General features: G+C 63.7%; 10 protein-coding genes. 8 read left to right on the top strand and 2 right to left on the bottom strand.

Features of this window, described 5'->3' with window-relative positions:
• The first annotated feature begins 493 nt into the window (after positions 1–493).
• From GX444_02835 to rodA, 5 genes are read left to right on the top strand one after another with little or no spacing between them, the layout of a single operon-like run.
• Entirely contained in the window at positions 494–1,531 is a 1,038-nt protein-coding gene (locus tag GX444_02835) for a rod shape-determining protein (GenBank protein ID NLH47519.1), read from the top strand.
• A 46-nt stretch (positions 1,532–1,577) separates the two neighbouring features.
• Positions 1,578–2,417, top strand: a complete 840-nt coding sequence (mreC, locus tag GX444_02840; protein NLH47520.1) for a rod shape-determining protein MreC — start codon at positions 1,578–1,580, stop codon at positions 2,415–2,417.
• On the top strand, positions 2,414–2,938 hold the full coding sequence (gene mreD / locus GX444_02845) for a rod shape-determining protein MreD (GenBank protein NLH47521.1): 525 nt from the start codon (positions 2,414–2,416) through the stop codon (positions 2,936–2,938). Before mreC ends, mreD begins: the two co-directional genes overlap by 4 nt.
• A complete protein-coding gene (mrdA, locus tag GX444_02850; protein ID NLH47522.1) occupies positions 2,939–4,789 on the top strand; it encodes a penicillin-binding protein 2 in 1,851 nt (616 codons plus the stop codon).
• Positions 4,790–4,799: 10 nt separating this feature from the next.
• A complete protein-coding gene (gene rodA / locus GX444_02855; GenBank protein ID NLH47523.1) occupies positions 4,800–5,963 on the top strand; it encodes a rod shape-determining protein RodA in 1,164 nt (387 codons plus the stop codon).
• A 13-nt stretch (positions 5,964–5,976) separates the two neighbouring features.
• Here the strand turns inward: rodA and amrS are convergent, their stop codons facing one another.
• Together amrS and GX444_02865 are read right to left on the bottom strand one after the other, a co-directional pair.
• Positions 5,977–6,975 (bottom strand): AmmeMemoRadiSam system radical SAM enzyme, encoded by a 999-nt coding sequence (amrS, locus tag GX444_02860; GenBank protein ID NLH47524.1) that lies wholly within the window; start codon positions 6,973–6,975, stop codon positions 5,977–5,979.
• A gap of 8 nt (positions 6,976–6,983) precedes the next feature.
• Positions 6,984–10,445 carry an SUMF1/EgtB/PvdO family nonheme iron enzyme gene (locus tag GX444_02865; protein NLH47525.1) on the bottom strand — a complete coding sequence of 1,154 codons (3,462 nt, stop codon included), beginning with the start codon at positions 10,443–10,445 and terminating at the stop codon, positions 6,984–6,986.
• A 173-nt stretch (positions 10,446–10,618) separates the two neighbouring features.
• Here GX444_02865 and GX444_02870 point away from each other — a divergent pair, with 173 nt between their 5' ends.
• The 3 genes from GX444_02870 to GX444_02880 are packed head-to-tail and all read left to right on the top strand — an operon-like array spanning position 10,619 to position 14,065.
• A complete protein-coding gene (locus GX444_02870) occupies positions 10,619–11,614 on the top strand; it encodes a QueT transporter family protein (GenBank protein NLH47526.1) in 996 nt (331 codons plus the stop codon).
• Positions 11,615–11,621: 7 nt separating this feature from the next.
• Positions 11,622–13,295, top strand: a complete 1,674-nt coding sequence (locus GX444_02875; protein ID NLH47527.1) for an ABC transporter ATP-binding protein — start codon at positions 11,622–11,624, stop codon at positions 13,293–13,295.
• Complete coding sequence (locus GX444_02880) at positions 13,292–14,065, top strand: energy-coupling factor transporter transmembrane protein EcfT (protein NLH47528.1); 774 nt, start codon at positions 13,292–13,294, stop codon at positions 14,063–14,065. Before GX444_02875 ends, GX444_02880 begins: the two co-directional genes overlap by 4 nt.
• Positions 14,066–14,088 lie beyond the last annotated feature (23 nt).

Here is a 14,088-nt window from a genome sequence, read left to right on the forward strand (position 1 = left end):
AATTGCTCGATGGCTCCTGGCGGGTCGAATACAAGAATCAGGTGATTGCCACGCATCCGCCAACGGAACTGCGCGCACCTCTCAAAGCCCGATGCAAAACGGAAAATCGAAAGGGAACAACCAACTGGACGTGGGTCTATTAGGCCTCGGCTCCGAACTCTACGTAACCAAGGGGACATTTTTGCTGCACAGTTAAGGGGACATATTGCCTAAGTATAAACAGGACAAAATGAGGGATCATTTGAAATCCTCTCGAGTATCCATGGCAAGAAGCGGAGCGACAACGGGCCGGCTATTTTTCCGTAACTTTTTACCTCGCCAAGTTGTCTAAAACTTGGATTTTAATTGCCCCAAAAAAGGGGCGGTAAAATTCCCTTGACATTGCGGCATTTTACGTTGAATGTAGGTGGGTTGAACCGACCATGATTCATGGTGTATAGACTATCGGTCTATATGCCCGAGAAACGTTTAAACGAAGCAAACGGATCATTCGATGATCTTAGACTATATACTTGGTATGTTCTCCAATGACCTGGCGATCGACCTGGGGACCGCCAATACATTGGTTTATGTCAAAGGCCGGGGCATCGTTTTTTCCGAGCCCTCGGTCGTGGCGGTCGCGAAGGATTCGCGCGGGGTCAAGCGCGTGTTGGCCGTCGGCAAGGAAGCCAAGATGATGGTCGGTAAAACGCCGGGCAACATCATGGCGATCCGGCCGATGCGCGACGGCGTCATCGCGGACTTCGAGGTGACGCGCGAGATGCTGCGCTACTTCATCCGCAAGGCGCACAACCGCAAGACGCTGGTGCGCCCGCGAATCATCGTCTGCGTACCCTACGGCATCACCGAAGTGGAGAAGCGGGCGGTGCGCGAAAGCGCGATCAGCGCCAGCGCGCGCGAGGTTTACCTGATCGAGGAGCCGATGGCGGCGGCGATCGGCGCGGGCCTGCCGATCACCGAGCCGTCGGGCAACATGGTCGTCGACATCGGCGGCGGCACGACGGAAGTGGCGGTCATCAGCCTGGCGGGCCTGGTGCACTGCCAAAGCGTGCGCGTCGCCGGCGACAAGATGGACGCGGCGATCATGCAGTACCTGAAACGCAAATACAATTTGCTCATCGGCGAAGCGACGGCCGAGCGGATCAAGATGACCATCGGCACGGCCTACCCGACCGAGGAAGTGATGACCATGGCGGTCAAGGGCCGCGACCTGGTCGCCGGCATCCCCAAGACCATCGAGGTCAACAGCGACGAAATCCACGACGCGCTGATCGAACCGATCAACACCATCGTCAACGCCGTGCGCGTCGCGTTGGAACGCACGCCGCCCGAGCTGGCGGCGGACATCGTCGACAAAGGCATCGTGCTGACCGGCGGCGGCGCCCTGCTCAAGCACCTGGATATTCTGCTGCAGGAAGAAACGGGACTGCCCGTCAGCATCGCCGACGATCCGCTGGCCGCGGTCGTGCTCGGCACCGGCAAGGCGCTGGACGAGCTCGATCTGCTGCGCAAGGTGAGCATCCAAAGCTGAACCGCCGGCGACGGCGTCCCGGCTCCCCGCCGCGAAAAGAGAGACGATGCTGCGTTTTATCGCGCAACACCGCGTGCTGTTGTTGGCGCTGCTGCTCGTACTGATCGGGTTGCATCTGCTGAGCACCGGATTGCGCCGGCAGGCCGATGTCGGTTTTTTCGGCAAGGCCGTTCTGGTGGTCTACACGCCGATCTACAAGGTCCTTTCCTGGCCCTTCGCCAAGGTCGCCGACTTCATCCGCGGCTACATCTACCTGGTCGACCTGCGCGACACCAACGAAAACCTGCGCAAGCAGACCGCCATCCTGAAGACGCAACTGGCCGAGTTGCAGGAGTTGCGCGCCGAGAATGACCGGATGAAAAAGCTGCTCGGCCTGCAAACCTCCGATCCCAAGCCCGTCGCCAACGCTTGGGTCATCCGACGCGGCGAGGAATACGATTTCCAGGTGCTGATCATCGACGCGGGCTCGCACGACGGCGTCCAGAAGGGCATGGCCGTGGTGGCGCCCGACGGGCTGGTCGGCTACGTCGCGGCGGTGGCCTTCAACGCCTCCAAGGTCGTGATGCTGACCGACGTCGGGGCGCGCGTCGACGCGATCCTGCAGCGCACCCGGCACCGCGCCATGGTGTTCGGCAGCGGCAAGGATTTCTGCACGCTCGAGTACCTCGACCCCGACGCCGACGTGGCCGAGGGCGACCGCCTGGTGACCTCGGGAATGGACGGCGTGTTTCCCAAGGGGATTCCCGTCGCGCAGGTGGGCGCGGTGAGCCGCGCCGACTTCGGCGTCGTGCAATCGGTGATCGTCAAGCCGACGGCGAACATGGCGACGATCGAGGAAGTGGCGGTGCTGCCCAAACCGCCGATCGACGCGGGACTGATGCCGTGAAAAAATTTCTCATCTTTTTCGCGATCGGCTCCCTCTTGCTGGTCGCGCAATCCATTTGGAGCGTGTTCTTCCACACGCGTTCGGCGCCGGAGTTCGTGTTCATCCTGGTGGTGTTTTCGGGCATCTACCACAAGCCGTTCGGCGGGATGATCCTCGCCTTCATTCTCGGCTTCATGGTCGATTCGCTGACCGGCCTGCTGCCCGGCCTGTTCGCCTCCATCTATACCCTGACCTTCGTCTTCTGTCGGCTGGCCGGCCGCCGCTTTTACATGCGCAGCTACCCGTTTCAAGTGCTGATCGTGCTGGCGACGACGCTGCTGGCGAAAATCCTCGAATACATCGTGCTCAATTGGCTGGCCGAGCGCGGCCATCCCGGTCTTGCCTTCTTCTGGCCGATGTGGCCGCTGTTCGTCTGGAACGCGCTGGCCGCCATCCCGCTGATCGGCTGGCTGGAACGGACGGAGCAGCGCCTGTCGGACCGCTACATGCATCACGTCTTCGAGCACCGGGGCTTTATCTAGATGGCGCAGGACACCAACGGCCAAAAAAATTCCCAGCGGGCGTTCGGCCGTTTCACCGTCGCGGTGACCGTGGCCTTCGTCGTTCTGTTGGGCCGGCTCTGGTACCTGCAAGCCATCCAGGGCCCGCAGTTGATGCAGAAGAGCGAAGCCAACCGCATCGGCACCTACCGCCTGCCCGCGCTGCGCGGCATGATCCTGGACCGCGGCGGACAATTGCTGGTCGACAACCGGCCGAGCTTCAACCTGATGTTCAATTCCGCCCTGCTGCCGGAAAAAGACCGCGCGCCGTTCTTGCTGACTCTTTCGCAGACGATTCAATGCGACATCGAACTGGCCGAGTCGCGCCTGAAAAAGCGGCCGGGAACGATCACGCTGAAGGAAGACATCACGCGCGACGAGGTGGCGCGCGTCGAAGCCCTGCGGATGCTGTTCGAAGGCAAGGAGTTTCCGTTGCGCATCGAGCAGGTCGGCAAGCGCACCTTCAAGCATGCCCGGCTCTTTTCGCACGTCATCGGCTACACCGGCGAAATCGATCAGGAGCGGCTGGACCTGCCCGAATACGCCGGCTACCGGCCCGGCGACCGCGTCGGCCGCAGCGGCATCGAGATGGCCTACGAGCAATACCTGCGCGGCGAATTCGGCATGCGGAAGGTGGAGGAAAACGCGCGCGGGATGCAGATCCAGACGCTGGACAACATTCCGGCGGTGCCCGGCCGGAACCTGGCGCTGAACATCGACCTGGAGATGCAGGCCGCCGCGGCGAACGCGATGGGCGATCAGGCCGGCAGCGTCGTCGCACTCGATCCGCGCAACGGCCGCGTGCTGGTGCTCTACAGTTCGCCGCCGTTCGATCCGGATTTCTTCACCCGCCCGGTGCCGACCGAGGAATGGGAGAGGCTGACCAACGATCCGCGCCACCCGCTGCAAAACAAGGCGATCGGCGGCGTTTATCCGCCCGGTTCGACGTTCAAGGTGGTCAGCGCCCTGGCGGGCCTGCAGGAAAAGGAGATCACCCTGCAGACACCGTTCGAGTGCCGCGGCAAGTGGAAATACGGCGAACGCGAGTTCCGCTGTTTCAACGAGCGCGGCCACGGCTCGGTCACCTTCTACGACAGCATCATGCGCAGTTGCGACATTTACTACTACAAGCTGTCGGTGCAACTGGGTATCGAGCGGCTGGCCAAGTACGCGCGGATGCTGGGCGGCGGGCGCAAGACGGGCATCGACATTCCGGGCGAGAGCGATGGCCTGATCCCCGATCCCGATTGGAAAATGCGGACCTCCGGCAAGGCCTGGATGCCAGGCGAAACGCTCAACACCTCCATCGGCCAGGGCTCGGTGATGCTGACCCCGGTGCAACTGGCGGTGATCTACGCGACTATCGCCAACGGCGGCGTGCTGTACAAACCGCAGCTCGTCGGCAAGGTGCTCGCCCCGGACGGCAAGGTGATCAGCGAGTTCGCGCCGGTGGTGGTCGGCAAGGCAGCCATCGACGCGAAAAATTTCGAATACCTGCGGCACGCGCTGTCGTTGGTCGTCAATTCGCCCGGCGGCACCGCATTCGCCCACCGGCTGCGCTCGATCCTGGTGGCCGGCAAGACCGGCACGGCGCAGGTCCGAAAAATCGGCAAACAGCGCCAACACTACACCACGCTGCCCTACGATCAGCGCGATCACGCCTGGTTCGCCTGTTTCGCGCCGGTGGACGATCCCGAAATCGTCGTGACCGCGGTGGTGGAGCACGGCGGTTTCGGCGGTTCGGCCGCCGCGCCGATTGCCATGGCGGTCGTTGCCAAATACGCCGCCTTGCGAAAAGATATCAACAGCGCGGCGACAACCGCCAACCCCTGACGGACAGACGATGCTGAAACGTTCGACGGCCAAAACGCAGACGATCTACCGCAGCCCGGACCACCGGTTCACCGGGCGGATCGACCGGCGGATGATCACCAATTTCGATTGGCCCCTGCTGGTCATCATCGGGCTGTTCATCGTCATCGGCCTGATCAACCTCTACAGCGCGACCAGCCACGACGACGCGCACAACGAGCGATTCGTCCTGCAGCTCATCTGGATTTTTGTCGGCCTGGTGCTGATGGTGCTGTCGCTATCGGTCAATTATCAGATTTACAAAAACGCCGCGTACGGCGTGATGATCGGGACGATCGTGCTGCTGTTGGCCACGCTGATCATTGGCTACGTCAGCCATGGCGCGAAGCGCTGGCTGTTGCTCGGGCCGGTGCGTTTTCAGCCCAGCGAGCTGGCCAAGCTGGCCGTGGTGCTGACGCTGGCCAAGTATTTTTCCGAAAACGCGAAGCCCTTCGGCATGCGGCTGAAGGATCTGCAGTGGCCGCTGGCGCTGATCGGCGGTCCGACCCTGTTGATTCTGATGCAGCCCGACCTGGGCACGGCCTTGATGATCCTGTTGATCGCCACGACGATGATCCTGTTCGTCGGCGTCCGCCGGCGAACGCTCATCGGATTGTCGGTGACGGGTCTGCTCATCCTGCCGATGATGTATTTTTTCGTCCTCCAGGATTACCAGCGCAACCGCATCCTGACGTTGCTGAACCCCGACCGCGACCCGACCGGCACGGGCTGGCACATCCGGCAATCGCTGATCGCGATCGGTTCGGGGCAGATCTTCGGCAAGGGCTGGATGCACGGCACGCAGACCAAATTGGATTTTCTGCCCGAACAGCACACCGATTTCATTTTTTCGGTGCTGGCGGAGGAATGGGGCTTCATCGGCGGCCTGTTGACGCTGGCGCTGTTTTTCATCCTGATCCTGCTCTGCCTCAACATCGCGATGAATTCGAAGGATCAATTCGGGACGCTGCTGGGCGTCGGGCTCACCGCGTTCATTTTCTGGCACGTCGTCGTCAACATCGGCATGGTGCTGGGGCTGCTGCCCGTCGTCGGCGTGCCGCTGCCGTTCATGTCCTATGGCCGCACCTCGCTGCTGACGATGATGATCGCGATCGGCATGCTGCAAAACATCGCCAGCCGACGCTATATCTTTTAATTTCCCGGAAAAATCAGGAAACAATCGGCAGGCGCGCCCCGCAGTGGGCGCAGGTGTTGGCCCGCGTCAGGGCGAGCCGGTCGACGCGATAGCCCAGCCGCTTGATGACCGGCCGATCGCACGCCGGACAAACCGTGTCGGCCGATCCGGGAAGGCTGAGGTTGCCGACGTACACGAAGGGCAGCCGGGAACGGGCGAGTTCCCAGGCCGCGAGCATCGTATCGGTCGGAGTCGCCGGTGCGGTCCACTCGTGCTGCGGGAAATAACGTGACAGGTGCAGGGGGATGTCGGGGGAAAGATCGGCCAGCCACTCGACCAGTTCGCCGAGCTGCTCGGGGCGGTCGTTGGCACCGGTCACGAGCAGATTCGTCACCTCGACGTGCACCCCGGCGCGATGCGCGGCCTCGACGTTGCGCCGCACCGGCGCCAGCCGCCCGCCGGTCAGGCCGCGGTAGAACTCGTCGTCGCCCTTGACGTCGATGTTCATCGCGTCGACCCACCGGCATAACTCGTCCCACGGCTCGGGCTCCAGGTAGCCGTTGGTCACCAGGACGACAGCCAGCCCCCGTTCGCGCAACAAGCGGGCGTTGTCGAGGATGTATTCGAACCAGATGGTGGGTTCGTTGTAGGTGAAGGCGATGCCGATCGAGCCGCCGGCGGCGCCGCGCGGCGCCAGGGAGGCGGGCGCCAGGAAGTCGGCGCGGGCGTGCCCGCCCGAGAGGTGCCAGTTCTGGCAGAATTTGCACGCCAGGTTGCAGCCGTTGGCGCCGGCCGAAAGAATCGCGGCGCCGGGATGAAAATGATAGAGCGGTTTTTTTTCGATCGGATCGATGCCCAGCGCGGCGACGCGGCCGTATTCGGCGGCGATCAACACGCCGTCCTCGTTCGCCCGGTGCCCGCAAAAGCCGCGACTGCCGGGCCGGATCACGCAATGCCGCGGGCAAAGCTCGCAACGAATCACCTGATCGGCCAGTGGGGTCTGAAACCGCGCGGTGATTTTTTCCGGCGGCATCGCTCAGCCTATTCGTTCGGGCTGCCGCAGCACCGGAAGCCGATCAAGTAGCTGGCGGTGCCGGGGCCGGCCGCGATGCGCACGCCGCAACGGACCGCCCAGTCGGGCTCGTCCGCCGCGCCGCCCTTGACCACGTAAGCGGCCTGGCCGGGCGCGACCGGCGAACTGGTCCATTCGCGCACGTTGCCGGACATGTCGTAAACGCCGAAGCCGGACCGGCAGGCGGCCCAACCGCCCGCCGAGGCAACGGTGCGCTTCTGCCCGTTGGAATTCTGGGTGGCGCAGACATTCGGGTTGAAATCGTTGCCGTAGGGGAAGCGGCTGTTGGCCGGGCCCTTGCACGAGCGTTCCCATTCCGCCTCGCTGCACAACCGTTTGCCCTGGGCTTCGCACGATTTCTTCGCTTCCGCCCAGCCGACGTTGGTCTTCGGGGGCGAACCGGGTTGGTTGGGGAATTCGTAGAGATCGATGCAATAGGCCGCCACGTAGGTCGGCGTGTTGTTCTTCTCGCCCGGTTTGTGCAACGGGTCGTCGGGGGCGCTGCCCATCCGCACCGAACCGCCACCGACGTAGCGCATGCCGTCGGGGCATTTCGAGACGACCACCGACGGCGTCGGCGTCACCGGTTCGGCGACCTCGGCCTGTTTGCCGGCCAGGGCCTGATTTTTCAGATTGAGCAGCTTGGCGTTTTTCGTCTCCGCCTTCAGCCCTTCGCCGGCGGTGGCGATCGCTTCATCCCACTTCTTCGCCGCGAGGTAGCTCTCGGTTTCCTTGATTTTCAGATTGACGATGTCCTTGCGCGCCTTGGCGGCGTCGGGATTGTCGGCCTGAATTTTTTCCATCTGCTCGGCGGTCGACAGCGCACAGGCGCCGATCGGTTGGACGTAAATTTTCTTGGCCATATACCACTTGAGCTGTTCGGCGAGCTTGGCGAGTTTTTTCGCGTCGCTCTGGGTATCCAGGCCTTTCTGGGCGTCGGCCAGATACTTCTGGAATGCCGTGTCATCCGGTTTGATGACCAGACCTTCCTCGGCCAGACTGGCGGCGCTGATGTAATTCTCGTCGCCCATCGCCTTTTCGATGCGCTTGGCCAGGTCGGCCAGCATCTTCTTGCGCGCCTCGGCCGGGAATTCGTTGCTCGGTTCCATTTCCTCGATCTGCTGCAGCAACAGCAAAGCGCAACTGTCCTCGGGCTTGGTGTATTTCTGCTGATCGATCAACGCATTGGCCTGGTTGATGAGATCGGCGATATTCGCGGCCGGCGAACCCTCTTCGGGACTGGCCTCCGGAGTGGCTTCCGGGGTTGGGGTTTCGACGGCTTGCACGACCGGAGTCGGTTCCGTCGGCGTCATGCCGCCCAATCCGAACCAGCCTTGCGAATGGGCTAAAAAACCCAATGCGGCGACAACCAGCAAGCCGCCGAAAATCGTCGCCCACAAACCGACGGACGACTTCGTTTTCGCCCGCGCCGGACGGCGGACTTGCATCGCGGGCTCGGGTTCGGCGGGCCGATCCGCGGCCCGGCCGGCTTCGCCAACGACTTCGTCGAACGAGACTCGCGATCCGGTTTCCATCGTCGCCGGGCTTGGCTGCGCCTCGACCGGCGCGGCCGGCTCCGCCGGCTTTTCTTCCTCAACCAGCTTTTCGAACAAGTCGGATTCGGCCTGAGCCTCCGCGACCTGATTCTCGTGGAGGGTGTACTCCTCGGCCGCTTCCGCCGCGGGAGTTTCTTCCGCCGGTTCCGGTTCGGCGGCAGGCTCTTCGATCGGCTCCGGTTCCTCGGACACGATCGGTTCTTCCGCGATCGGCTCCGGTTCCTCGGCCGCGATCGGCTCTTCCACGATCGGCCCCGGCGCCGCTTCGACCGGCGCTTCCGCCGCGGTTGCTTCCTCGACGACCGGTCCTTCAACAACCGGTTCCGCCGGCATTGCTTCGACCGGCGCCGGTTCCTCGGCAACCACGGGCTCATCGACAACCGCCGGCTCTTCGGCGGCAATAGGTTCTTCGACAACCGCCGGCTCTTCGACAATCGCCGGCTCTTCAGCGGCTTCGGGCTCTTCGACAATCGCCGGCTCTTCAGCGGCTTCGGGTTCTTCGACAATCGCCGGCTCTTCAGCGGCTTCGGGCTCTTCGACAATCGCCGGCTCTTCGACGGCTGCCGGTTCTTCGACGACCGCCGGTTCTTCGGCGAACACTGTTTCCTCGGCCACCTCGGCCGGTTCGTCAGCCGGCTCCGACTCGCCGAAGAGTTCCGCCGCGGCCGCTTCGACAGCCGCGCCGGCTTCAGGAGCGGCCGCCGGCTCGGGCCGCCTGGACACTTCACCGAACAACTCTCCGGCGGCTTCGTCGATCACTTGCTTGAATTCATCGGGCAGAATCGGTTCGGCGGCCGGGGGCTCGGCAGGCGGTTCTTCCGCCGGCGCTGCCGTGGGCGGCGGGGCAACGGGCGGCCGGATTTCCTCCGGAGGCGGCGTGGTGCGCGACGGCTGTTTCTCTTCGCCGGTCACGATGGATTCGCTTTGGGCGATGGCGTTGTCGAGCAGATTGTCGAACGCGTTGGAAACCCAATCGGCTTCCTTGGCTTCGATGGTCTTCGGCCCTTCGCGCACCGGCATTTTTACGGCGCCGAGCGCGGGCAGCGGACCGACCATTTCCGTCAACCGGTGCCGTATTTCGTTCAGCGATTCGAACCGCTGATCGGGTTTTTGCGCCATCAGCCGGTTGAGAAAATCGTCCCATTCCTCGGGGACGCGCGGATTGAGCTGGGAAACAGGCTTGAATCCCTTGCGCGGCGTTTTGCCGGTGAGGATTTCGTAAATCAACACGCCCAGGGCGAATTGATCGGCCTGCGGCGTCACCTTGCCGCCATAGGAAACGAATTCCGGCGCGAGGTAATAGTAGGGCGCGCCCGCCGACAACTGCAGGCTGGCGTATTTGCTGAAGCTCAGAATATGGCTGGTGCCCATGTCGGTCAGAAAGAACGGCGCATCCTCGGGGATCGGACCATCGGGTCGCAAGCCGACAACCAGGATATTCGCCGGTTTGATCGCGCCGTGCACCGTCGCGGGCGGCAACTGGCCGAGGATTTCGCAGAGGCGATCGACGATCAGCGAGGCGACGCGCGGCTCGCCGGTCTGCTCCTCGTCCTGCAGGTATTTGAGCCATTCCCGCAGGCTGGCGCCGTTGATATATGGCATCAGCGCGTACTTGAAGCCTTCGTGCTCGCCGATTTCCAGCGGGCGCACGATCGACGGATGCACCACCGTCTTTTCGTCGTAAACGGCCTTGATTTTGGCGGCGCTGAAATAACTCGGCACGACGCGGGAGAAGAACACCTTCAGGGCGTATTTCTTGCCGTCTTCGACGACCCGGAACACCTCACCCATCGGCCCCGCGCCGATCAGCGCTTCGAGTTGAAACCGACCAGCGAAGGTCGTACCAACGGGCAGACCGCTTTTTGAAGTGGCCATCGGCCCTCCGCAACAGATTGTTCGGCACTAATTCAGTATGACATAGAAACACAGACCATGCGGACAAGCAAGCGGGATAGCGAGGGAAATTCACCTTTTCAACCGACGCCGCTTGACAGTGCCGGGCCGTCGTTTCTATCGTGTTTGGCACCGCCACTTTTAAGGATGGAAACATGGCCTCCCAGATCGGTTTGCTCTGGCAGAAACAGTCCCTGACCCTGCTGCTCGGTTTGGCCGGAACGCTGATCGTCGTCGCCTTGCTGCGCCGGTACGTCCTGCGCCGCCCGATCGATCTGTTCGCCATGTGGTCCAATACGCGAATGGTGGTTTACACGGCCGTGACCGGGGCGTTGTATTTTGCGTTGCTGGTGCCGTTCAAATGGGCCGTCATGGTGCCGGGCTTCACGGAAATCCGCCCGGGCGTCGCCCTGCCCTTGTTTTTCTCGTTTCTGTTCGGTCCCGCCGCCGCCTGGGGAGCCGGCATCGGCAACTTCATCGGCGATTTTTTCGGGATGCTCGGCCCGAGCAGCCTCTTCGGTTTCTTCGGCAATTTCTTATTGGCTTATGCTCCCTATGCGATTTATCGCGCCTGGTGCGGGCATACGCTGCCGTCAAAATTGGGCATCAAAGCACCTTTCGTCATCGGCCTGGCGCTGCTCGGCGGAATTTTTTCCTGCGCGACGTTCATCGCCTGGGGTGTCCATTTGCTGGGGATGGTACCGTTCAAGATTTTGGCTCCGCTGATCGTCATCAACAATTCGGTTGTCGGTCTGGTCCTGGCATTGCCGCTGATTCTGCTCATGCTGCCGCGCATCGAGCGGTGGGGCGTCACCTATTACGAGGTGCTCGACCCGGAAATCGCCCGGCCGTCGAAAACCGCGAAACTCGGTTCGGTGCTGTTCCTTGTCGGGGCGATCGGCGGCTGGCTGCTCGGCATGGGCATCAGCGTCGTCGGGTCGCCCGCGGCGCCGAAAGCGGAGGCCGCGCCCGTCGCGGCGACCGCGCCGGCAACCGCGCCGACCGAAGGGGAAACGGCGGCCGTTCCCACGCCATCCGCCGCCGCGCCGGCAACACCGGCTGACGCCGGCTCCGGATCGTCGGTCCTGCCGATCGCGTTGGGCGTGGCGCCGGCCGTGCTATTGATGATCATCGGCATCCTGCTTTTGTGAAAACGCCATGACGACACCGCTCCGCCTCTCCGAAGTGCAATTTCAATATCGCCGCGCGGCATCGCCTTCGCTGCAAAACGTTTCCTTATCGCTTGAAGCCGGCCGGCTTACCGGGATCAGCGGCCGCACCGGCGCCGGAAAAACAACCTGCGTGCGCACCTTCAACGGCCTGATTCCCCACGTCATCCCCGGCGACTTTCGCGGCCGGGTCGAGCTCTTCGGCCGCCCGCTCGAACGGTCGAACCGCCATGAGGCGATCCGCCGCGTCGGCATGGTCTTTCAGGATTTCGAAGCGCAATTGTTTTCCACCACCGTCCGTGGCGAGGTCGCCTTCGTCCTGGAAACGGCCGGCCTCACTCCCGCCGCGATCCAAACGCGGGTGGCCGAATCCCTGGCGCGGGTCGGCCTGGCCGCGCTGGCCGAACGTGAGCCCGGCACGCTGTCGGGCGGGCAAAAGCAGCGGCTGGCGATCGCCTGCCTGCTGGCGGCGCGACCGGACATCCTGTTGCTGGACGAGCCGACCACCGACCTGGACCCGATCGGCAAGAGCGAGGTCGCCGCGATCCTGCGCGAGTTGGCCGACGCGGGGCACACGGTGGCGCTGGTCGAACACGAAACCGACCTGCTGGCGCGGGCGCGGCAAATCCATCTGCTGGCCGACGGCCGCCTGAGCGACACCCGGCCCCTGGACGGATTCCGCGACGAACCCGAGCGGCTGCTCGATTTCGGTATCCGGCCGCCCGATCTTTGGCGGTTGTGGCGCCGCATCGGTTTGACCGATCCGCCGGACGATGTCGAGGAGGCGGCGCGGCGGTTGCGCGAAAACGGCTTCGTCGCGACGCAACCCGCGAGCGACGAGCCGGCGCCGTCCCGCCGTGAACCGCTGTTCATCCTGGACCGCGTCGGCTTCGCCTACCCGGACGGCAACGCGGTGCTCGCCGATTTTTCCCTGACGATTCAGCGCGGCGAAAGCCTGGCCGTGCTCGGACCGAACGGCGCCGGCAAGACCACGCTGATCGGCCTGCTCAACGGCTTGCGCCGCCCGACGCAAGGGCGCGTCCTGTTTCGCGGCGCGGACATCGCCCGGCAAAGCGTCGGCCGCCTGGGCGCCGACATCGGCTTCGTTTTTCAGAACCCCGACCACCAGTTGTTTTCGCCGACGGTCTTCGAGGAAGTCGCGTTCGCGCTCAAGGTGCGCGGCGCGCCGGCGGCCGCTTGGCCGGCCAAGGTCGAGCGCGTGCTGGCGCTGGTCGGGCTGACGGGCGTCGAGGATCGCGACCCGTTCACCATGACCAAGGGCGAGCGGCAGAAACTGGCCCTGGCATCGGTGCTGGTTCACGAACCCGAAGTGTTGATCCTCGACGAACCGACGACCGGCCTGGACGCGGCGGAACAGGAAGTCATGGCGGATCTGCTGCGGTCGCTGCAAGCGCGCGGCCATACGGTGCTGATCATCACCCACAGCATGGACACCGCGCTGGCGGTCGCCGACCGCGCGTTGGTCTTGGTCGACGGCCGGGCGCTCGCCGACGGTCCGACGCGCGAGGTTTTCGCCAACGAAAACCGCCTGGCCGCGGCGCAACTGCGGCCGCCCATGGCCGCCCGTTTGTCGGCCCGCCTGGGATGCGGGGCGCTGTCGCTGGCCGCGCTTGCGGCGCGCCTGCGACGGAGGCCGACATGAGCCTGGCCTTCCGCCGCAACGCCGCCGCGCCGTTCGCGCAATCCCATCCGGTGGTACGCCTGATCGCCGCCGCCGCCTTGTTCGTGCCGCCGTTTTTCCGGGAGAGCGTCGAATACCAGGTCGGGTATGTCCTGCTGATGTTTCTGGCCGTCCTGGCGACTGGCGCGCTCGGCAACCTCTGGCGCCTGAAAGGAATCGCGCTGTCGATCTTTTTCGTATCGCTCGCGCTGTGGAGCCTGACCCTGCCCGGCGAAACCTTGCTCTGGCGCCTGGGACCGCTCGAAGTGCACCGCGAGGCGCTGCTCATCGGGCTGTCGCGGGCCGTCCGGCTGCTTTCTTTTTTAATGATCGGCGTCACCTTCCTGACGCTGACCTCGATCGAGGAATTCACCTACGGCCTGCACCGGCTCGGCCTGCCCTATCGCGCCTGTTTTTCGGTCACCCTGTCGTTCCGGCTGGCCCCGCTGTTTCTGGAAGCCGCGCTGCAAATCGCCAACGCGCAGCGGACCCGGGGGCTGGATCTGGACGAAGGCAATTTCCTCGCGCGCTGGCGGCGCTACCTGCCGCTGATGATGCCGGTGGTGGTCTCCGGTTTCCGCCGCGCCGACCAACTGGCCGTGGCTTTGGAGGCGAAAGGGTTCTCGCTGCCCGGCCGGCGGGTCTTCCCGGCGGTCTATTCCTTTACCTGGCGCGAAGCCCTCTTGCTTTGCGGCGTATTTTTGCTCAATATCGGGGCATATTTTTTCGCGGATATCCGGCTTGCTGTTTGAGACGACAACTCGAAAGCGGTAGG

The organism is Myxococcales bacterium, assembly GCA_012517325.1.
GTDB lineage: Bacteria > Lernaellota > Lernaellaia > Lernaellales > Lernaellaceae > JAAYVF01.